The following is a 20,649-nucleotide window of genomic DNA, read 5'->3' on the forward strand; positions in this document are numbered from 1 at the left end:
TCGGGGGCTACAGGCCCGGCGCGGCGCCGACCACAGTGGTGATCATGAAGGAAGCCAGCCTGTCCCCGTCGGGGACCACCACCCCGCCGCCCCGCCCCGTCGTCGCCCGCGGGCCCGGCGCCGCGCTCTCCGCCCGGCTTCCCGGGCTGGCGTTGGCCGTCGCCGTCGCCCTGGTCGCGACCGCGCTGGGCCGGCTGGTCCCCGTCGTCGGCGGGCCGGTCAGCGGCATCGTGCTCGGGGTGCTGGTGGCGGTCGCCGTGCGGCCGGGGGACCGGACGCGGCCGGGCATCGCCTTCGCCGGACGCGGGATCCTCCAGGCCGCCGTGGTGATCCTGGGCGCGCAGCTGTCCCTGGGCCAGGTGCTCCGGGTCGGCGTCGGCTCGTTGCCGGTGATGATCGGGACCCTCGCGGTCTGCCTGGCGTCGGCGTACTGGATCGGACGGCGCCTGGGTGTCGTCGGTGACCTGCGCACCCTGATCGGCGTGGGCACCGGCGTGTGCGGTGCCTCCGCGATCGCCGCGGTCACTCCGGTCATCGGTGCGGCCGAGGCGGAGGTGGCCTACGCCGTCTCCACGATCTTCGTGTTCAACGTCGCCGCGGTCCTGGCCTTCCCCGTCCTCGGGCATCTGCTGGGCATGGGGCAGCACGCCTTCGGCCTGTTCGCCGGCACCGCGGTCAACGACATGTCGTCGGTGGTCGCCGCCGCCACCACCTACGGTGGTCCGGCGGCCGACTACGCGGTGGTGGTCAAGCTGGCCCGGACGCTGCTGATCATCCCGGTCTGCCTGGGCCTGGCCGCCCTCGCCCGCCGCCGCGCACGGACCGCCGACGCGTCTGCCGGCGCCGGTGCGGCGGGCTCCGGGGGGAGCCTGCCCGGCCCGGTGCGCGTCGGCCGGCTCGTGCCCTGGTTCCTCACCGGCTTCCTCGCGCTCGCCGCCGCGAACACCGCGGGGCTCGTGCCGTCCGCCGCCCACGGCCCGCTCAGCACGCTCGCTGTCTTCCTCATCACCGTCGCCCTGTCCGCGATCGGCCTGTCCACCGAACCCTCCAGGCTGCGCCGGACCGGCCCCGCGCCCCTGCTGCTCGGGGGCTGCCTGTGGCTGGTCGTGTCCGCCACCAGCCTGGCGCTCCAGTTCCTGACCCGGCACCTGTGACCGTCACGCGGACGATCCCGGACCGACGACCACGACCGGGCCTCCGGGCTCTTGCGCCGAGATCGGGATGAGGGTCCAATGCTGAAGATGACTGCCGTGGGAGGGCGCGGCTCCGCGGACGCGGACGCTGAGGCCGAAGAGTGTGCGAACCCCCTCGAGGAGCTGTCCCTGGAGCAGCTGCGCCGACGCGGGAGCATGAAGTGGCGCACGCATCCGGCGGACGTCCTGCCCCTGTGGGTGGCGGAGATGGATGTGCGGCTCGCACCGGAGGTCGCCGACGCGCTGCACGCGGCCGTCGACACCGGTGACACCGGCTACCCCGTCGGCACCGAGTTCGCCGAGTCACTGGCGGGCTTCGCCGCGCGGCGCTGGAAGTGGGACGGGGTCGCGGTCGAGCGCGCCGCCGTGATCCCGGACGTGATGACGGGTGCGGTCCAGGTGATGAGGCTGGTCACCGAGCCCGGGGATCCGGTCGTCGTGAACTCTCCGGTGTACGCGCCGTTCTACGCCTTCGTCACCCATGACGACCGCCGGATCGTCGAGGCGCCCCTCGGGCCGGACCTTCGGATCGACCCGGAAACGCTGGAGGAGACGTTCCGGCGTCTCCGGCGGCGCAGCGGCAAGGGCGCGATCGCGTATCTGCTCAGCAATCCGCACAATCCGACCGGCACGGTCCACACCGCGGCGGAGCTCACCGCCGTGGCGGCGCTGGCCCGGCGGTACGGGGTGCGTGTGGTCGCCGACGAGATCCACGCCCCGCTCGTGCTGCCGGGCGCCACGTTCACTCCGTACCTGAGCGTCCCCGGGGCCGCGAACGCCTTCTCGCTGATGTCGGCGACCAAGGGCTGGAACCTCGCCGGCATCAAGGCCGCCCTCGCCCTCGCCGGACCCGAGGCGGCCGGTGATCTGCGTCGGATGCCGGAGGAGGTGCAGCACGGCGCCAGCTACCTGGGCGTGATCGCCCACACGGCGGCCTACCGCCACGGAGACCGGTGGCTCGACGCGCTGCTGACAGGCCTCGACGCGAACCGCGACCTGCTGGGCCGGCTCGTCGCCGAGCACCTGCCCGGGTTCGGATACACGCGGCCGGAGGGAACCTATCTGGCCTGGCTCGACTGCCGGTCCCTCGGCCTCGTCCCGGAGGACGGCGCCGACGGCCTCGCGGTGGTCACCGACCTGGCCGGCCCGGCACGGATGTTCCTCGAGCACGCCAGGGTGGCCCTGTCCTCCGGACACATCTTCGGAACGGGAGGGACGGGGCACGTCCGTCTGAACTTCGCGACCTCCCGCTCCGTCCTCACCGAGGCGGTCGCCCGGATGGGACGCGCCGCCGCCTCCCATGCGCACCGGATGCGTTGATCGCGGGCGGCTCGGCGGGAGCGAGCGGCCGGCCGGAGGCCCGGAGCCGGGCTGGGGACGTAGGGGGAGCGGAGCCCGTGAAACCGGCACACCGTACCGTTAGCATGTTCGAACCTATGATCGCCCAACGCCCATTCTTCACCGGTAAATCGGGCCATCCGGCATAATTCATATCCTTTTGTCCGCCACCTACCCGAATGAGTCGAACAATTGGAAGACACGCACAAGCGAATACCCTCGCGAAGAGACGGCGGCTCCGAGCTCTCCGTGTGGCGTCGGCCGCGCGTGATGCTGTGGGGCGCGGCGGGTGTGGCGGTCGCCGGGTTCCTCATCGCGCTGGAATATGCCGCACGCCGCTACGGCCTGCCGGGGCCGGTCACCCATCTGACGCGAGAGGTCATATTCGCTCCTCATTCGGGGCCCCTGCTCTACGCCGGTCTGGCGTTGATGATGGTGGTGCTCACCTGGCGGCAGCGGCTCGTCTCGGCCGCCGTCGCGGTCGGCGTCGACGTGGTCCTCCTGCTCGTGCGGTGGGCCGCCGGCGCCGAGCTGAGCTTCGGCAACGGGGCGCTGTGGGTGATCCTCGGCTGGGTGGTCGTCGCCGTCACGCGCCGTACCGGCGCGGAGCGGATGCTGCTGCTGAAGGGCGTCGGGCTGGGCATGCTGCTGGTGGCCGGTCACAAGACGGGCGACACCTGGCTTCTGATCACCTCCAAGACCCGCCCGACGGTGCTGGACCCGTACGTGGCGACCGCCGATCACGCCCTGGGTGACCCGTCGTGGCTGGTCGGGCAGCTCGTCGACGCCACCGGGCCGGTCGGGGCGCAGCTCCTCCACCTCGTCTACGGCCAGCTCCCGCTGGCGGCGGCCCTCGTCGCGCTGTACCAGCTGCGCCACGTGGCCCGCGACCGACGGTTCCCGGGCCACCACCTGGTGCGCACCTTCCTGGTGATCGGTCTGCTCGGGCCGGCCATCTACATGGTCTTCCCGGTCGTCGGACCGGTCTTCGCCTACGGCACCGGCGCGTTCGGCACCGGTGGCGGCCACTGGGCGCTGGCCGACCTGTGGCCGGACACCGTACCGCCGCTCAGCACGCCGCACGCGATGCCGTTCGACGAGATCACCCCGCGCAACTGCATGCCCAGCCTGCACACGGCCTGGGCCACCACGCTCTTCGTCCACTCCCGCAAGGGCTCACGCGCCATGCGCTTCGCGGGCACGTTCTGGCTGGCCGCGACCGTCACCGCGACGCTGGGCTTCGGCTACCACTACGGCGCGGACGTCATCGCCGGCGTGGTGTTCGCGCTCACGATCGAGGCGGCGATGCGCTCGTTCGCCCGTGGCTGGGACCGGTCGAGCGTCCAGCTGGTCGGCTACGGCACGGCGGTCTTCGCCGCGCTCCTGGTGTCGTACCGCTGGCTGCCGGAGCAGATGGCCGCACATCCCTGGGTGTTCGGGCCGCTGCTCCTGCTGGCGACGGCCTCGGTGATCTCCGCATACGTGCGGACCACCAGGTCCTGGGACCCGGACGCCGCGTCGGCGCCGCAACCGGAGCCGCAGCCCGCGGAACCGCAGCCCGGCCTCGTGTGAGGGACGCCGGCACCGGAAGCGATCGTGGCGGTGCCGAGGTGCCGGTGCCGAGGTGCCGCCCCGGACCGCGGCTACGCCACCGCCTCCTCCGCCTCGCCCTCGGCGAGGCCGGGCAGCCCGTGGTGCGGCTGCTGTTCGAACTGGGTGCGGTACAGCTCCGCGTAGCGGCCACCGGCCGCCAGGAGTTCCTCGTGGGTGCCGCGTTCGACGATCTGCCCCGCCTCGACGACCAGGATGAGGTCCGCGGCGCGCACCGTGGACAGCCGGTGGGCGATCACCACCGCCGTACGGCCCACCAGCGCCTCGGCCAGGGCCTCCTGGACGGCCGCCTCGGAGGTGTTGTCCAGGTGGGCGGTGGCCTCGTCGAGGATGACGACCCGCTGGCGTGCCAGCAGCAGCCGGGCGATGGTCATGCGCTGGCGTTCGCCGCCGGAGAGCCGGTATCCGCGTTCGCCGACGACGGTGTCCAGGCCGTCGGGCAGGGAGCGGACGAGGTCGTCCAGGCGGGCCCGGCGCAGGGCGTCCCACAGGTCCTCGTCGCTCGCGGCGGGCCGGGCCAGCAGCAGGTTGGCGCGGACGGAGTCGTGGAAGAGGTGGCCGTCCTGGGTGACCATGCCGAGGGTGGACCGCAGGGAGGCGGCGCTCAGATCGCGTACGTCGACGCCGCCGATGCGTACGGCGCCCTCGTCGACGTCGTACAGGCGCGGCAGCAGCTGCGCGATGGTGGACTTGCCGGCGCCGGAGGAGCCGACCAGAGCGACGGTCTGCCCCGGTTCGGCGCGGAAGGAGATGCCGTGCAGGACCTCGGCGCCGCCGCGGGTGTCCAGGCTCGCGACCTCCTCCAGTGAGGCGAGGGAGACCTTGTCGGCGGACGGATAGCCGAAGCGCACACCGTCGAACTCCACCGCGACCGGGCCGTCGGGCACCTCGCGGGCGTCCGGCTTCTCCACGATCAGCGGCTCGAGGTCGAGCACTTCGAAAACCCGCTCGAAGCTGACCAGGGCACTCATCACCTCCACGCGCGCCCCGGCGAGCGCGGTGAGCGGCGCGTAGAGCCGGGTGAGCAGCAACGCGAGCGAGACGACGGCGCCCGCCTCCAGGGTGCCGCGCAGCGCGAAGAAACCGCCGAGACCGTAGACCAGGGCGAGCGCCAGCGAGGACACCAGGGTCAGGGAGGTGATGAACGCCTGCTGCGCCGTGGCCGTACGGACGCCGATGTCCCGGACCCGGCCGGCGCGGGCGGCGAACTCCACCGACTCCTGATCGGGTCGGCCGAAAAGCTTGACGAGGGTGGCGCCGGGTGCCGAGAACCGCTCCGTCATCCGGGTGCTCATCGCCGCGTTCAGCGCGGCCGCCTCGCGCTGCATGCGGGCCATCCGGCTGCCCATGCGCCGGGCCGGCACCACGAACACCGGCAGCAGCGCCAGCGCGAGCAGCGTGATCTGCCAGGACAGGGTCAGCATCACGACGAGGGTCAGCAGCAGTGTGACGACGTTGCTCACCACACCGGACAACGTGTTGCTGAAGGCGCGCTGGGCGCCGATGACGTCGTTGTTGAGCCGGGACACCAGGGCTCCGGTGCGGGTGCGGGTGAAGAACGCGACCGGCATGCGCTGCACATGGTCGAAGACGGCCGTCCGCAGATCGAGGATGAGCCCTTCGCCGAGCGTCGCCGACAGGCGTCTGCCGAGGATGCCGAAGACGGCCTCGGCGATCGCGATCAGGGCGATGAGCAGGGCCAGGCGGACGACCCTGCCCTGATCGGCTCCGGCCACGATCGCGTCCACGACGCGGCCGGCCAGTACCGGGGTCGCCACGGCGAGCAGCGCGGTCACCACCCCCAGGGCGACGAAGCGCGCGATACGGCGACGGTGGGGGCGGGCGAACGCGCCGATGCGGCGCAGCGTCGCGACGGCGAGCGGACGGCGCTCCTGCTGGGCGGTCATGACGCTGTGCAGCTGCGTCCATGCGGTGGTCTCCATGCTCATGGGAGCAAACCTAGAACCTCGACCAACGTTGAGGTCAATCGTCCTGGTGGACGGGCGACCGAACACGGCGGGCCGGATTGGCGAGTCCGGCTGTCGGCCGGGCGGACGCACGGGGCGGCACGCACGGGGCGGATAGTCTTCCCTCTCCCGTCGGCGACGACGACGGCAGAAGCCGAGGAGAAAGGGATCTTCACCATGGCGGTGCGCGTCGAACGTCAGGGGTATGTCACCACGGTCGTCCTCTCCCGGCCCGGGGCCCGTAACGCGGTGGACGGTCCGACCGCCGCCGAACTCGCGGCGGCCTTCCGGGAGTTCGAGGACGATCAGGAGGCCAGGGTGGCCGTGCTGTGGGGCGAGGGCGGCACGTTCTGCGCGGGCGCGGACCTGAAGGCGATCGGCACCGAACGGGGCAACCGGGTCGCCGAGGACGGCGACGGCCCATGGGCCCGACCCGGATGCGGCTGTCCAAGCCGGTGGTCGCGGCGGTCGCCGGGCACGCCGTGGCCGGCGGGCTGGAGCTGGCGCTGTGGTGCGATCTGCGGGTGGCCGAGGAGGACGCCGTGTTCGGGGTGTTCTGCCGCCGGTGGGGTGTGCCGCTGATCGACGGCGGCACGGTCCGGCTGCCCCGGCTGATCGGCGCCGGCCGCGCCATGGACATGATCCTCACGGGACGGCCGGTGCCGGCCCTGGAGGCGTACGACATGGGGCTGGCCAACCGGATCGTCCCCAGCGGCCGGGCCCGCGCCGCGGCGGAGGAACTGGCCGCCTCGATCGCCCGGTTCCCCCAGGCGTGCCTGCGCTCCGACCGGGCCTCGGCGCTGGACCAGGAGGGGCTGGAAGAGGAGGCGGCCCTGCGCGCTGAACTCGAGCACGGCATGGGCGTGCTGTCGGAGAGCCTGGAGGGCGCGGCGCGGTTCGCGGCGGGGGCGGGACGGCACGGGGCGTTCCGGGAACGCTGAGACAGCGTGTCCGCCGTGCCCGCCGACGGCGATGCGGACCGGGCGGTGTGCGGTGGTACGCCGCCCGCCGCTCGTACGGAACGCCCACCGCCGCCGCGTACGGCACGGCGCGCGATCGGGCCGCGCCGGCCAAAAGATCGTCCGACGGGCCGTCGGCGTGCGAACTGCCGTACGGGATAAGGCAAGATGGGCGAGCACGCCGGACACCGTCCCCCCGACCGGGACTGTCGGGTCCGGCGCGCTCGCACATCCCGTGATCGAGCAGGTGAAACGTGACGCAACCTCACATCCGGCCGCCGGAGGCCTCGTGCGCCGCAGTACGTCTCCCCGGAGGTGACCGATGATGAACCGCGCCGTGACCCTGGACGATCTCATCCTCGCCGGCATCGCCGTGGCCGCGGGCCTGGCGGCCGCGTTCCTCTCGCGCACGCTGCTGCGCTGGCTGGCCAAGCACGCCAAACGGACCCGGTGGAGCGGTGACGACATCATCGTGGACGCGCTGCGCACGGTGGTGCCGTGGTCGGCGATCGCGGGCGGCGCGGCGTCGGCGGCCGCGGTGCTGCCGCTGACCCGTACGGTGCAGCACCACGCGAACCAGATCCTGACCGTGCTGATGATCTTCGTGGTCACCCTCTCCGCGGCCCGGGTGATCTCGGGGCTGGTGCAGACGGTGACGCAGTCGCGCTCCGGGGTGGCCGGGTCGGCGACGATCTTCGTCAACATCACCCGGATCCTGGTGCTGGCCATCGGCTTCCTGGTGGTGCTCCAGACGCTGGGCGTCTCCATCGCGCCGTTGCTCACCGCACTGGGCGTGGGCGGCCTCGCGGTCGCGCTCGCCCTCCAGGACACGCTGGCCAACCTGTTCGCCGGCGTGCACATCCTCGCCTCCAAGACCGTCCAGCCCGGGGACTACATCCGGCTGAGCACCGGCGAGGAGGGCTATGTGGAGGACATCAACTGGAGGCAGACCACGGTCCGCCAGCTCTCCAACAACCTGGTCGTCGTCCCCAACGGGCAGCTCGCGAAGACGAACATGACCAACTACACCCGGCCCGAGCAGCAGCAGACGGTGCTGGTGCAGGTGGGGGTCGGTTACGACAGCGATCTGGAGCACGTGGAGAAGGTGACCTCGGAGGTGGTCGCCGAGGTGATGACCGAGATCACCGGCGCCCTCCCCGAGCACGAGCCCGCCATCCGGTTCCACACCTTCGGCGATTTCCGGATCGGCTTCACGGTCGTCCTGGGCGTGGGCGAGTTCAGCGACCAGTACCGGATCAAGCACGAGTTCATCAAGCGCCTGCACAGGCGCTACCGCGAGGAGGGCATCACCATCCCGGCCCCCACCCGCACGGTGGCCTTCCAGCAGGGCCCGGCGGTGATCCCACAGCAGCGCAGCGGCGAGGAGGCGGGGACAGCCGCCACGGCCCTGGGCTGAGGGCCGTCCCGATAGGCTCCCGGGCGGCTCCCGGGCAATCCCGCCCTGGACGGTCCTATGCTCGAAGACGGCATGACGACCGCCGACCCCTCCCCCACACCACCGTCCGGCCCGTACCCCGCGCCGGCCGATCGCCGGCCCACATCGGCGGACCCGGCCGCCCGGTCGCTCGACCAGCGGCTGGACGCGATCGCGCGGCAGCCGTTCCGCGCGAAGTTCCACCTGCGCGGGCCGGACCGGGTCACCGCGGAGCTGCGGGGTCCGGCCACGCTGCGGTGGCACGCGCGGGACCTCGTCGCCCGCCGGCTGGCGCCGGCCGCGCCGTACAAGGACGGCAGGCAGACGCCGTACCGGGGCCACCCCGTCTTCGTCGCCCAGCACGCGACCGCGACGTGCTGCCGCGGTTGCCTGCGCACGTGGCACGGGATCCCCGAGGGACGGCGGCTGAGCCGCGCGGAGCTCGGGTACGTGGTGGACGTGATCTGCCGCTGGATCGAGCGCGAGGTGGCCGGCGGCTGAGCGGGGCGGAGCACGGCGGTTCGCATCGCCGGCGTGGCCGCCCCCGGGCCCCTGTCGAGCAAGGGGCGATCACGAGATATCTTGATGTCGAGCAATGTTGCAGACGTGGAGCGGAGCACCCGGTGACTGACTCGACCATCATCTACACACACACTGACGAGGCCCCGGCCCTGGCGACGTATTCCTTCCTGCCGGTGGTCCAGGCCTACGCCGGGCAGGCGGGTGTGGCTGTGGAGACCCGTGACATCTCGCTGGCCGGGCGCATCATCGCGGTGTTCCCGGAGTACCTGACCGAGGACCAGCGGATTCCCGACGCGCTGTCCGAGCTGGGCGAGCTGGCCAGGACGCCCGAGGCCAACATCATCAAGCTGCCGAACATCTCGGCCTCCATCCCGCAGCTGAGGGCCGCCATCGCCGAGCTGCAGGGCAAGGGCTACGCGCTGCCGGACTACCCGGACGACCCCAAGACCGACGAGGAGCGCGACATCCGCGCCCGCTACGACAAGGTCAAGGGCTCCGCGGTGAACCCGGTCCTGCGCGAGGGCAACTCCGACCGCCGCGCCCCCGCCTCGGTGAAGAACTACGCCAAGGCCCACCCGCACCGCATGGGCGCCTGGACCGCCGAGTCCAAGACCAACGTGGCGACCATGGGCGCGGACGACTTCCGCTCCACCGAGAAGTCCGCCGTGATCGCCGAGGACGGCGCCCTGCGCATCGAGCTGATCGGCGACGACGGCTCCACCACGGTGCTGCGCGAGTCGGTCCCGGTCACGGCCGGTGAGGTCGTCGACGCCGCCGTGATGCGCGTCGCCGCGCTGCGCGAGTTCCTCACCGCGCAGGTCGCCCGCGCCAAGCAGGAGGACGTGCTGTTCTCCGTGCACCTGAAGGCCACGATGATGAAGGTCTCCGACCCGATCATCTTCGGTCACGTGGTGCGCGCCTTCTTCCCGAAGACGTTCGCGAAGTACGCCGAGACGTTCGCCTCGGCCGGCCTGACCCCGAACGACGGCCTGGGCGGCATCTTCAAGGGCCTGGAGAACCTGCCGAACGGCGACGAGATCAAGGCCTCCTTCGACGCCGAGCTGGCCGAGGGCCCGACCCTCGCGATGGTCGACTCCGACAAGGGCATCACCAACCTGCACGTCCCCTCCGACGTGATCGTGGACGCCTCCATGCCGGCCATGATCCGCACATCCGGCCACATGTGGGGCCCGGACGGCCAGGAGCACGACACCCTCGCGGTCCTGCCCGACTCCAGCTACGCGGGCGTCTACCAGGCCGTCATCGAGGACTGCCGCGCCCACGGCGCCTTCGACCCCTCGACCATGGGCTCCGTGCCGAACGTGGGCCTGATGGCGCAGAAGGCCGAGGAGTACGGCAGCCACGACAAGACGTTCGAGATCCCGGTCACGGGCACCGTCCGCCTGGTCGACCAGGCCGGCAACGCCGTCCTGGAGCAGACCGTCTCCGCCGGTGACGTCTTCCGCGCCTGCCAGACCAAGGACCTCCCGATCAAGGACTGGGTGAAGCTGGCCGTCACCCGCGCCCGTGCCACCGGCGACCCGGCCGTGTTCTGGCTGGACGAGAACCGCGCCCACGACGCCAACCTGATCGCCAAGGTCCAGCAGTACCTGCCGGAGCACGACACCGAGGGCCTGGACATCCGGATCCTGAACCCGGTCGAGGCGACCAGGCTGTCGGTGGAGCGCATCCGCCGCGGCGAGAACACCATCTCGGTCACCGGCAACGTGCTGCGCGACTACCTGACCGACCTCTTCCCGATCCTGGAGCTGGGCACCAGCGCCAAGATGCTGTCGGTCGTCCCGCTGATGGCGGGCGGCGGCCTGTTCGAGACCGGCGCCGGCGGCTCCGCGCCCAAGCACGTGCAGCAGCTCATCAAGGAGAACTACCTGCGCTGGGACTCCCTCGGTGAGTTCTTCGCCCTGGTGCCGTCCCTCGAGCAGTACGCCGGCGCCACCGGCAACGCCCGCGCCAAGGTCCTCGCCGACACCCTCGACCGCGCCACGGCGACCTTCCTCAACGAGGACAAGTCCCCGACCCGTCGCGTCGGCGGCATCGACAACCGCGGCAGCCACTTCTACCTGTCCCTGTACTGGGCGCAGGAGCTGGCCCGGCAGACCGAGGACGCCGACCTGGCCAAGGCCTTCGCGCCGCTCGCCGAGGCGCTCGCCGCCAACGAGCAGAAGATCGTCGAGGAGCTGATCGCCGTCCAGGGCAAGCCGGCCGACATCGGCGGCTACTACCAGCCCGACCCGGCCAAGGCCGCCGCCGTCATGCGCCCGTCGGCCACCTGGAACGAGGCGCTCGCGTCCCTGAGCTGACGCCTCGCTCCCCTGGGGACCGCCGGTGCCCACGGGACCACCGAGTCCCACGAGCCCGGTGAGTTCCACGGACGCCCCTGGCTCCGCCCCGGCCGCGCACCGCCCGGCCGGGGCGGAGCCGTTCCCCGTCGTTCACCACTCCCGCGGCGCGATCAGTACCTCCACGTCCGCGTCGGGAAAGCCGTAGATCCCGGCCGCGAAGGCGACGTCCTCGGCCATCGCCTCGCGGGCCACGGTATCGACCTCGCTGCCGGCCTCCTCGAAGGCGGCCTCCAGATCGTTGCACTCCTCGGTCGCCGCGTGGGTCAGGGCGCACAGCCACAGCAGGGTGTCCCTGTTCCGGTCGACCACCTGGTCGGGGTAGTGGCCGTCCCGGTACGGCTCCCGCAGAAACGGGTGCCCGGCGGCCCGCGCGTCCTCCATCTGCAGGGGATCCGCCGCCCTTTCGATGTCGGTCCGATGTGGCACCTTGATCATGCACCGTGCCACCGACAACGCCTGGAGCCGCCGTATGCCCCCCGCCGATCCCTCCTTCGAGCTGCTGCCCGGCGCCGCCGGATCGCCCGTGATCCTGCATGTGCCGCACTCCGCGCGGGAGATACCGGGCGACGTGCGCGACGGCATCGTCCTCGACGACCTCGCGCTCGCGCGGGAGCTGGACCACATCACCGACGCGCACACCGCCGAGATCGCCGAAGAGGCGGCCCGGCTGGCCGGCGTCACGCCGTGGCGGTTCGTCAACCGGCTCTCCCGGCTGGTCGTCGACCCGGAGCGGTTCCCGGACGAGCGGGAGGAGATGACCGCGGTCGGCATGGGCGCGGTGTACACGCACACCACGCACCGCGAGGAGCTGCGGCCCGCGGACACCGACCCGGAACCGCTGCTCGACCGCTGGTTCCACCCCTACGCCCGCGCCATGACGGAGGCCGTCGCGGGCCGGCTCGCCGCCACCGGCCGGGCCGTGATCGTCGACGTCCACTCCTACCCGGCCACAGCCCTGCCCTACGAACTGCACGGCGCGGGCCCCCGGCCGGCCGTGTGCCTGGGCACCGACGCCTTCCACACGCCGGCGGAGCTGGTGACGCGGGCCCTGAAGGCCTTCGGGGCCCTCGGCGAGACAGGCCTGAACAGCCCGTTCGCCGGGACCTACGTGCCGCTGGAGTACTACGGCCGTGACGCACGGGTCGGTGCCCTGATGGTCGAGATCCGCAGGGACACGTACATGACCGAGCCGGGCGGCCCCGCGGGCCCCGGTCTCGTCCGGCTCGCGGAGGCGCTGGCCGCCCTCGTCGACGGCCTGGACGGCTGACCTCCGGCTGGAGCACTCCGGCGCGACAACCGGCCGGGGAGCGGCAAGGGTTGACGTATGACGCAGGAGACCACCACGTCCTCCCCCGCCGGACCGGCGTCGGCCTCGCCGGCCGGGGTGACGCCGTCGCCCGTGGAACGCCCGGCTCCGCCCCCCGCCGAGCGGCCGGCTCCGCCCCCGGTGCGGGAGTGGCCCGCGCTCGACCTGGAGGGCACCCGATTCGATCCGGTGCTCGCTGAGCTGATGCGCGAGGGCCCGATCACCCGTGTCCGGCTCCCCCACGGCGAGGGCTGGGCGTGGCTGGCCACCCGCTACGACGACGTCCGGCTGGTCACCAATGATCCGCGGTTCAGCCGCACGGAGGTCACCCGGCGCCAGGTCACCCGGCTGGCTCCGCACTTCAAGCCGCGCCCCGGCTCGCTGGCCTGGGCCGACCAGCCCGACCACAACCGGCTGCGCAAGCCGGTCGCCGGGGCCTTCACGGTCGGCGCGATGAAGCGGCTGCGGCCCCGGGCGCAGCAACTGCTGGACGAGCTGGTGGACGCGATGCAGCGGGACGGTCCGCCGGCGGACCTGGTCGAGCGGGTGCTGGAACCGTTCCCGATCACGGTGGTCGCCGAGGTGATGGGGGTGCCGGCCGGCGAACGGGAGCAGGTGCACGCCTGGACCCGGCAGATCATCTCCACGTCCGGCGGGGCGGAGGCCGCCGACCGGGCCAAGGAGGGCATGTACGAGTGGATCGCCGCCACGATCCGCGCCCGCCGGGACAGCACCGACCAGGACGTGCTGTCGCTGCTCGGTGCGGCCGTCGGCCGGGGCGAGATCTCCGAGGAGGAGGCCGTGGGCCTGGCCGGGCCGCTGCAGATCGGCGGGGAGGCCGTCACCCACAACTGCGGCCAGATGCTGTACCTGATGCTGACCCGGCCCGAGCTGATGGCGCGGATGCGGCAGCGGCGCGGGGCGCGCGGCCAGGTCCTGGACGAGCTGCTGCGCTACATCCCGCACCGCAGCACCGTGGGCCTGGCCCGGATCGCGCTGGAGGACGTCGAGGTGCACGGGGTACGCATCGCCGCCGGCGAGCCCGTCTACGTCTCCTACCTGGCCGCCAACCGTGACCCGGACGTCTTCCCGGACCCGGACGTGATCGACCCCGACCGCGACCCCAACCCGCATCTGGCGTTCGGCAACGGCCCGCACTACTGCACGGGCGCGGTCCTCGCCCGGCTCCAGACCGAGCTGATGGTGGACACGCTGCTGGACCGGTTGCCGGGTCTGCGGCTCGCGGTTCCGCCGGACCAGGTCGCCTGGCGCCGCCGGACGATGATCCGCGGCCCGCGGACCCTGCCGGTCACCTGGTGAGGTTCCCGGGCGTGCGGATGGTCAGGCCCGCAGCCACTCCGTGACCACCACGTGACCGTCCGTGCGCAGCCGCAGCGCGAACGGGCCGGTGGGCGGGACGTCGGCGGTGAAGCGGCCCAGTGCGTCGGCCATGAGCCTGGCTCCCGCCCCGGGGCCGCTCAGTACCTCGATCCGGGCGGGCTGCGGCGGCATCACCTGTCCCATCAGGCCGTCCCCGGAGACCTCCACGTCCACGGTCAGCCCGCCGGCCTGGAAGGTCAGCATCCGCGGCAGGTCGGTGGCGCCCCTGACCGGCAGCGCGTGCAGCAGCGAGTCGAAGGTCAGCTCGGCGACACGGGCGTCCAGGTCGTGCAGTGCGTAGGCCTCGAGGGCCAGTTGGCGCAAGGCTTCCGGCACCGGGTCCAGAACCGTGGCGGCCTGCCGCAGCTCCTCCTCCAGCACCTCCTCCACGAGCCCGGCGGCGCCGTCGTCGCCGTCGCCCGGGAAGGTGTGGTCGTCGTCGTTCACGAGGTCCCCCGTGCGTCGAGTCGTGCGCGCAGGCGCCGCAGACAGCGCTGACGCAGTGGTCCGATGCTGCCCACGGCGACGCCCAGCGCGGCGGACACCTCCTGGTAGCTGGGCGGCGGCGAGGCCATCAGTACCCGCAGCAACTGGCGGCAGCGGTCGCCGAGCCGCTCGAACTCCTGCCACAGCCTGCGGATCCGCTCGCTCTGGGCGGCGGCCTCCTCGGAGTCGAGCAGCGACTGCTCCGGCGAGCCGTCCTCACTGACCCGGTCCAGCAGGTGCGGATCGTCGGTCACCGTCAGCCGGCTCAGGCTGCGCAGCGTCTTCAGGCACTCGTGGCGCGTGGTGCTCGCCAGCCAGGAGCCCGCCTTGTCCGGTTCCCTGATCCGCCCCAGGTGCTGGGCGAAGCGGAACCAGACGGTCTGGTACACCTCGTGCCCGTCGGCGTCGGAGAGCCGGTGCGCGCGCACCACCGACCACACCAGCGGGCTGAGCCCCTCCACCAGCGCCTTCCAGGCCGACGCGTCGCCGTCGACGGCGGACTGGACGAGCACGCCGACATCTGCACGATCCACCGACTCACCCCTCGTGTACGGCAAGTCATCGTACGCCGTGGAGGGGAGGGTTCCGGTACTCATGCCGGCAGAGGGGGCCGGACGGGCGCCGGGCGCCACGTGGGCGGACGCAGCGCGGGAACGTGCGCCCCGCGCACTTCCGCGTACTCCGTGTCGGCGGACAGCAGTTGACGGCAGGCGGCACGCGGGTCGCGCTCCGTGTGAGCGCTCATGTGGGCGGCGACCAGGCCGGCGGCCACGGGGGTGGCGAAGGAGGTGCCGCTCCAGTGCGCGTACCCCTCGAACATCACCTGGTCCGCCTTGCCCCCGGTGCTCTCCCGCGTCTCGCTCAACAGGCCGGTGTGGCGGGGGTACTGGCAGGTGCAGGCGTACTGGAAGCCGAACCGGCAGGCGTCGTACGTGGAGTGCTGGTAGACGTACGGCACGGGGGTCGTGAATCCGGTGAGCGCGCTGGTGAGCCGCTCGCCGGGGGCGTAGGCCCGCACCCAGGCGCCGTGGTTGCTGAAGCAGGCGCCGAACTCCCCGTCGGCGCGCAGCGCGCCGACGGACAGGACGCAGTCGGCCCAGTCGTCGGACAGGCCGGCGTAGGCGGCGGGCCAGAAGGGGGTGGCACTGGAGTTGTTACCGGCGGCGGCGACGAGCAGGGTGCCACGGGCGCGCAGTTCCCGCATGAAGGCGTCGACGCCGAGCAGGCCGTCGACGCGGCCGTTGGAGCTGCCGGCGGAGAGGCTGATGATGTCCGGCCAGCCGTGCTGGTCCACCGCCTCGAACAGTTTGTGCCCGAAGTCCGACTCCAGGATGGCGCCGGCGTCGTTGAGGGTGTTGCGGACGGTGATGTCGGTGTTGGGCGCGACCGCTGCGACCAGTCCGGCGATGAACGTGCCGTGGCCGACGTACTGCTGGAGGATTCCGTCGTCGTCCGTCTCCCGGACCTGGCTGTCGCCCGTGACGTGGGCGAGCAGCGGGTCCGCGCGGTAGTCGTGGGTGAGGCCGGTGTCGATGACCAGGACGCCGACGGCGGTGTCCGGGTCGTGGGCGTCCCCGGCGGGCGCGGGGTTGGTGCCCCGGCCGAACGGGGCGGGCACGGGTTCGTCGCCCGGGCAGGCGTTCACCGACGCGATGGAGACCACGTGGTTGCGGCTGACCAGGCGGCGTCCGGCCCGTCCCTCGGGTTCGCGCAGCGCGCGCAGGGCGCGCGCGACGGCGAGGTCGCCGCCGGGGTCGCCGGCCGAGGGGTCGCCGACCTGGATCCGGGTGATGCCGGTGCGGTTGGTCTCGGGACTCGCCCGGCGCACATGGTCGGCGCTGAGGTCGGGCGCCGCGCTGAAGTGCGTGCGGACGGTGTCCTCGACCAGCCGGGCCTCCTCGCCGTCGCGGGCGAGGACGACCCCCTTCTCGTAGAGGAACTCGGCCGCGTCGTCCGGGCCCATCGCCAGGGGGACGTCGGGCATCGAGCGCTGGATCTGGTCGAACTGCTCGTGGAATCGCTGTGGTGCCATGGCGCGGGTGTCCTCCCCTTGGGGCGATGGTCGTCAGTCAGAGCCTCGGGGCCCTCGATTGATACAGCGTCGGACGCCGTGAGGCGGTTCCGCGGACGCCGGGGACGCGGTTCCGGCGGCACTTCGGTGCCACTACCATCCGGTGGGTGACAGCGGGAAGCGAGTCGGTGCCGGAACTGCTGCCGATGGTGTTCGCCGACCCGGCCGAGGCGCTGGCGCGGGCGCGGGCGCTGCTGGACGCCGGTCCGCCGCCGCTGCACGCCTCGGTGGCGCACCAGGTGATCGGCATCTGGCAGCGGGACTTCGGGGACATGCGCCCGGCCCTGCGGCATCTGCGGCGCGCCCGGGACCTGGCGGCTCGGGCGGGCTCGGCCGACCGGGAGGCCGACGTGCTGGCCACGCTCGGGGTCGCGCTGGTGCACGCGGGCCGCACCCGGGACGGGCTCGCGGCGTTCGAGGAGGGTGTGGCGCGCGGGACGGGGCACACCCGGGCGCGGGTGCTGTACCGGCGGGCGTACGTGTGGTGGGTGCTGGGCCGGCACCGTGAGGCGCTGGAGGACGTACGCAGGGCCGTTCCCGTGCTGCGGCAGGCCGACGACGTGATCTGGACGGCGCGGGCGCTGACCCTGCGGGCCACCGTGCATCTGGCGCTGGGCGCGGTGGAGCGGGCGGACGCCGACTTCACGGCGGCGGAGGCGCTGTGGGACACCACCGGCCAGGAGCACGACAAGGCCGACGCCGTGGAGAGCCGGGGCCTGGCGGCGTTCCGGCGGGGCGACATCCCGGCGGCGCTGCAGCTGCTGGACGAGGCCGAGGAGCGCTACGCCAAACTGGGCACGCCCACCTTCATGCTGAACATCCGGCGCTGCGAGGTGCTGATGGCGGCGGGCCTGGCGCCGGAGGCGCTGGCCGAGGCGGACACCGCGACAGCGGAACTCGACCGGCTGGGCGGCCAGTCGACCCGCAAGGCGGAGCTGCTGCTGGCGGCGGCGCGCGCGGCGCGGCTGGCGGGCGATCCGCACACGGCGATCGCGCGGGCGACCAAGGCCGTTCGGCTGTTCTCGGGTCAGCGGCGCGCCTGGTGGGAGACGCATGCCCGGCTGGTGCTGATCGAGGCGCGGGTGGCCGTCGGGCGCCGCTCCGCCCGGCTGGTCGCCGACGCCGCGGCGGTGGCCGAGCGGCTGGCCGGCTTCGGTTCTCCGGCCGCGCCGGAGGCGTCGTTGCTGGCGGGCCGGATCGCGCTGGCCCTGGGCCGGACCGATCAGGCGGAGCACCATCTGGCCGCCGCCGCGCGCAGCCGGCACGGCGGGCCGCCGCTGGCACGGATGACCGGTTGGGCCGCGCAGGCGCTGCGGGCACGGGCGGCCGGCTCGGGGCGCGGTGTGCTGGAGGCCTGCCGGCGCGGCCTGGACGTGCTGGACGACCACCGGATGACGCTCGGCGCCTCCGAGTTGCGGGCGCGCGCCACCGCGCAGGGCGGTGAACTGGCCGCACTGGCCCAGGAGTCGGCCCTCGCCTCGGGTGAGCCCAGGCGGCTGCTGGTGTGGAGCGAGCGCTGGCGGGCCACGGTGCTGTCCACGCCGCCGACCCGGCCACCCGCCGATCCGGCGCTGCTCAGTGGCCTGACCGCGTTCCGGGAGATCGCCGCTCGGGCGCAGGAGGCCCGTCAGGACGGCCATCCGGTCCCGGCGCTGGAGCGGGAACAGCGGCGCCTGGAACGGGAGATCCGCTCCCGCACCCTGCATCTGCGCGGTGCGGCGCCGGGTGGCGGCGACCGGTTCGAGCCCGCCCGGCTGCTGGCGCGGCTCGGGAACGCTCGGCTGGTCGAACTGGCCGTGCTGGACGGCCGGGTGCATGTGCTGCTGTGCGGGCAGGGGCGCGTACGGCGCTTCGAGGCCGGCCGGCTCGCGGACGCGGTCGTCGAGGCGGAGCATGTGCAGGCGGGGCTGCGGCGCCTGGCCCATCCGGGGGCGGCGGCCCGGTTGCCGCTGGTGGAGGCGGCCGGGCGGCGCCTTCAGGAGCTGCTGCTCGGTCCGGCCGCCCGGCACCTGGGCACGGGCGCCGTCGTGGTGGTGCCGCCGGGCTCGCTGCACCGGGTGCCGTGGGCGCTGCTGCCGGCGCTGCGGGAGCGGGTGCTGAGCGTGTCGCCGTCGGCGAGCAGCTGGCTGCGCGCCCGTGAGACGCAGCGGCCGCCCGCGTCCCGGCAGGTCCTGGTGCGCGGCCCGGGTCTGGCGACCGGCGGCGCGGAGGTGCCGGAACTGGCGGGCCGCCACGGGTCGCCGACCGTGCTGGAGGGCGAGGAGGCCCATGTGTCGCGGGTGCTGCGGGAGCTGGACGGGGCCGCGCTCGCGCACATCGCCGCGCACGGCACCTTCCGCGCCGACAGCCCGCTGTTCTCGTCGCTGACGATGGCCGACGGCCCGCTGATCGTGCATGACTTCGAGCGTCTGGACCGCAGCCCGTACCGGATCATCCTGTCCTGCTGCGACACCGCCCGGTTCGCCTCCGTCGGCGCCGACGAGCTCCTCGGCCTGGTCACGGCGCTGCTTCCGCTCGGCACCGCCGGGGTGGTGGCGTGCAGCGCGCCGGTGAACGACGAGGCGGTGGTGCCGTTGATGCTCGCCCTGCACAAGGGGCTGGGCTCCGGCCTGTCCCTGGCCGAGGCCCTGCGCGACGCGCGGGCCGCCCTGCCGGGCGATGCGACGCACCAGGCCACGGGGTGGGCCTTCTCGGCGTTCGGCGCGGCCTGAGGGCCCACGGCGGAAGGCAAACGGCTCGGGCGGCCGAGGCGTCGAGGACGCCGCTCGACTGGTGGTGCCCCTGCTTGCCGTGGGCGCGCCCCGCGATGACTTCATCTCGCTATACGAGACGCTCTCGTTCAGCATATGAACAGCCTCTTGGGGTGGGTGCCACCTTCTGCCACGATCCCTATCAACCAGGTAGGAAAACTAGGGAACCGCTGGGTTCCCTCAGCACAGCACACCGTTCCGCGCCTTCCGGATCACTCCAAGAGAGGACACCTCCGTGTCTGCCGCAAGACCGCTCACCGCGCTGCGCGTCCTCGCCGTCACAGCGGCCCTCCCCCTCCTGCTCACCGCCTGCGGATACGGATCCGACTCCAGCGACGACAGCGGACAGCACGCGGCCGCGGCGGGCGCCGAGAAGCTTTCCGCCGACGAAGTGAAGATCGGCTACTTCCCCAACCTCACCCACGCCACCGCTCTGGTGGGCGTGCAGGAGGGCCTGTTCCGGAAGGAACTCGGCGGTACCACGATCAAGCCGTTGACCTTCAACGCCGGCCCGTCCGAGATCGAGGCCCTCAACTCCGGTTCCGTCGACATCGGCTGGATCGGCCCGTCCCCCGCGGTCAACGGCTACACCAAGTCGCACGGCAAGAACCTGCGCATCGTCGGCGGCTCCGCCTCCGGCGGCGTCAAGCTCGTGGTGAACCCGAAGAAGATCAAGACCCTGAAGGACGTCAAGGGCAAGAAGATCGCCACCCCGCAGCTGGGCAACACCCAGGACGTGGCGTTCCTGAACTGGATCGCCGAGCAGGGCTGGAAGGTCGACGCGCAGAGCGGCAAGGGCGATGTGTCGGTGATCCGCACCGACAACAAGATCACCCCCGACGCCTACAGGTCGGGCTCCGTCGACGGCGCCTGGGTGCCCGAACCGACCGCCTCCAAGCTCGTCGCCGAGGGCGCCAAGGTCCTGCTGGACGAGTCGGCGCTGTGGCCGGAGAAGAAGTTCGTGATCACCAACATCATCGTGTCGCAGAAGTTCCTCAAGGAGCACCCCGATGTCGTCGAGGCCGTGCTGCGGGGGTCGCTGAAGACCAGTCAGTGGATCAACGCCAACCCGGAGAAGGCGAAGGCCTCCGCCAACAAGGCGCTGGAGAAGCTGTCCGGCAAGGCGCTGCCCGCCGACGTCATGGACCCGGCCTGGAAGTCCATCACCTTCCTCGACGACCCGCTGGCCGCGACCCTGAACACCGAGGCACGCCACGCGGTCACGTCCGGCCTGCTGCAGGACCCGAAGCTGGACGGCATCTACGACC

At 72.8% G+C, this 20,649-nt stretch carries 15 protein-coding genes and 1 pseudogene; 11 read left to right on the forward strand and 5 right to left on the reverse strand.

What is annotated here, in order from left to right:
• Positions 1-44: 44 nt before the first annotated feature.
• From ACWDUZ_RS27715 to ACWDUZ_RS27725, 3 genes are all read left to right on the forward strand, one after another.
• Complete coding sequence (locus tag ACWDUZ_RS27715) at positions 45-1,154, forward strand: YeiH family protein (RefSeq protein ID WP_451634529.1); 1,110 nt, start codon at positions 45-47, stop codon at positions 1,152-1,154.
• Between the two features lie 87 nt (positions 1,155-1,241).
• Entirely contained in the window at positions 1,242-2,513 is a 1,272-nt protein-coding gene (locus ACWDUZ_RS27720) for a MalY/PatB family protein (RefSeq protein WP_451634540.1), read from the forward strand.
• A gap of 288 nt (positions 2,514-2,801) precedes the next feature.
• Entirely contained in the window at positions 2,802-4,103 is a 1,302-nt protein-coding gene (locus ACWDUZ_RS27725) for a DUF5933 domain-containing protein (protein WP_451634541.1), read from the forward strand.
• Positions 4,104-4,174: 71 nt separating this feature from the next.
• Here the strand turns inward: ACWDUZ_RS27725 and ACWDUZ_RS27730 are convergent, their stop codons facing one another.
• On the reverse strand, positions 4,175-6,085 hold the full coding sequence (locus tag ACWDUZ_RS27730; protein ID WP_451634542.1) for an ABC transporter ATP-binding protein: 1,911 nt from the start codon (positions 6,083-6,085) through the stop codon (positions 4,175-4,177).
• Between the two features lie 201 nt (positions 6,086-6,286).
• On the opposite strand from ACWDUZ_RS27730, the pseudogene ACWDUZ_RS27735 reads away from it, so the two are divergent.
• The 4 genes and pseudogenes from ACWDUZ_RS27735 (at position 6,287) to ACWDUZ_RS27750 (ending at position 11,346) form a co-directional block, all read left to right on the forward strand.
• Positions 6,287-7,050 (forward strand): annotated as a pseudogene (locus ACWDUZ_RS27735) (crotonase/enoyl-CoA hydratase family protein).
• 343 nt (positions 7,051-7,393) lie between these two features.
• Complete coding sequence (locus tag ACWDUZ_RS27740) at positions 7,394-8,485, forward strand: mechanosensitive ion channel family protein (protein ID WP_451634530.1); 1,092 nt, start codon at positions 7,394-7,396, stop codon at positions 8,483-8,485.
• Positions 8,486-8,557: 72 nt separating this feature from the next.
• Positions 8,558-9,004, forward strand: coding sequence for a DUF4186 domain-containing protein (locus tag ACWDUZ_RS27745; RefSeq protein WP_451634531.1), 447 nt, complete (start codon positions 8,558-8,560; stop codon positions 9,002-9,004).
• 122 nt (positions 9,005-9,126) lie between these two features.
• Positions 9,127-11,346 carry an NADP-dependent isocitrate dehydrogenase gene (locus ACWDUZ_RS27750; protein WP_451634532.1) on the forward strand — a complete coding sequence of 740 codons (2,220 nt, stop codon included), beginning with the start codon at positions 9,127-9,129 and terminating at the stop codon, positions 11,344-11,346.
• Positions 11,347-11,478: 132 nt separating this feature from the next.
• Here ACWDUZ_RS27750 and ACWDUZ_RS27755 read toward each other — a convergent pair whose 3' ends face one another.
• Entirely contained in the window at positions 11,479-11,823 is a 345-nt protein-coding gene (locus tag ACWDUZ_RS27755) for a DUF5713 family protein (RefSeq protein ID WP_451634533.1), read from the reverse strand.
• A 34-nt stretch (positions 11,824-11,857) separates the two neighbouring features.
• Here ACWDUZ_RS27755 and ACWDUZ_RS27760 point away from each other — a divergent pair, with 34 nt between their 5' ends.
• On the forward strand, positions 11,858-12,655 hold the full coding sequence (locus ACWDUZ_RS27760) for an N-formylglutamate amidohydrolase (protein ID WP_451634543.1): 798 nt from the start codon (positions 11,858-11,860) through the stop codon (positions 12,653-12,655).
• A 57-nt stretch (positions 12,656-12,712) separates the two neighbouring features.
• Complete coding sequence (locus ACWDUZ_RS27765; RefSeq protein ID WP_451634534.1) at positions 12,713-14,014, forward strand: cytochrome P450; 1,302 nt, start codon at positions 12,713-12,715, stop codon at positions 14,012-14,014.
• A gap of 21 nt (positions 14,015-14,035) precedes the next feature.
• On the opposite strand, the gene ACWDUZ_RS27770 is transcribed toward ACWDUZ_RS27765, so the two are convergent.
• Genes ACWDUZ_RS27770 through ACWDUZ_RS27780 form a run of 3 tightly spaced genes read right to left on the reverse strand, consistent with a single transcriptional unit; the run spans position 14,036 to position 16,592 of the window.
• The gene (locus ACWDUZ_RS27770; protein ID WP_451634535.1) at positions 14,036-14,521 is read right to left on the reverse strand and encodes a hypothetical protein; all 486 of its coding nucleotides are present in this window, start codon (positions 14,519-14,521) and stop codon (positions 14,036-14,038) included.
• Entirely contained in the window at positions 14,518-15,093 is a 576-nt protein-coding gene (locus tag ACWDUZ_RS27775) for an RNA polymerase sigma factor (protein ID WP_451634536.1), read from the reverse strand. The genes ACWDUZ_RS27770 and ACWDUZ_RS27775 overlap by 4 nt, the downstream gene beginning before the upstream one ends.
• Before the next feature lie 59 nt (positions 15,094-15,152).
• Positions 15,153-16,592: a S8/S53 family peptidase gene (locus ACWDUZ_RS27780; protein ID WP_451634537.1), complete on the reverse strand. Its 1,440-nt coding sequence runs from the start codon at positions 16,590-16,592 to the stop codon at positions 15,153-15,155.
• A gap of 185 nt (positions 16,593-16,777) precedes the next feature.
• Between ACWDUZ_RS27780 and ACWDUZ_RS27785 the strand changes: the two genes are divergently transcribed.
• The gene (locus ACWDUZ_RS27785; protein ID WP_451634544.1) at positions 16,778-19,342 is read left to right on the forward strand and encodes a CHAT domain-containing protein; all 2,565 of its coding nucleotides are present in this window, start codon (positions 16,778-16,780) and stop codon (positions 19,340-19,342) included.
• A gap of 274 nt (positions 19,343-19,616) precedes the next feature.
• Positions 19,617-20,649: ABC transporter substrate-binding protein (locus ACWDUZ_RS27790; RefSeq protein ID WP_451634538.1), on the forward strand; the 1,033-nt coding region annotated here is incomplete at its 3' end.

The organism is Streptomyces sp. NPDC003393, from assembly GCF_053589015.1.

Bases quoted from the DNA above. Each gene is read 5' to 3' on its own strand.
- ACWDUZ_RS27715 (WP_451634529.1), top strand. From the start codon at position 45: ATGAAGGAAGCCAGCCTGTCCCCGTCGGGGACCACCACCCCGCCGCCC.
- ACWDUZ_RS27720 (WP_451634540.1), top strand. From the start codon at position 1,242: ATGACTGCCGTGGGAGGGCGCGGCTCCGCGGACGCGGACGCTGAGGCC.
- ACWDUZ_RS27725 (WP_451634541.1), top strand. From the start codon at position 2,802: ATGCTGTGGGGCGCGGCGGGTGTGGCGGTCGCCGGGTTCCTCATCGCG.
- ACWDUZ_RS27730 (WP_451634542.1), bottom strand. From the start codon at position 6,085: ATGGAGACCACCGCATGGACGCAGCTGCACAGCGTCATGACCGCCCAG.
- ACWDUZ_RS27740 (WP_451634530.1), top strand. From the start codon at position 7,394: ATGAACCGCGCCGTGACCCTGGACGATCTCATCCTCGCCGGCATCGCC.
- ACWDUZ_RS27745 (WP_451634531.1), top strand. From the start codon at position 8,558: ATGACGACCGCCGACCCCTCCCCCACACCACCGTCCGGCCCGTACCCC.
- ACWDUZ_RS27755 (WP_451634533.1), bottom strand. From the start codon at position 11,823: ATGATCAAGGTGCCACATCGGACCGACATCGAAAGGGCGGCGGATCCC.
- ACWDUZ_RS27760 (WP_451634543.1), top strand. From the start codon at position 11,858: ATGCCCCCCGCCGATCCCTCCTTCGAGCTGCTGCCCGGCGCCGCCGGA.
- ACWDUZ_RS27765 (WP_451634534.1), top strand. From the start codon at position 12,713: ATGACGCAGGAGACCACCACGTCCTCCCCCGCCGGACCGGCGTCGGCC.
- ACWDUZ_RS27780 (WP_451634537.1), bottom strand. From the start codon at position 16,592: ATGGCACCACAGCGATTCCACGAGCAGTTCGACCAGATCCAGCGCTCG.
- ACWDUZ_RS27785 (WP_451634544.1), top strand. From the start codon at position 16,778: ATGGTGTTCGCCGACCCGGCCGAGGCGCTGGCGCGGGCGCGGGCGCTG.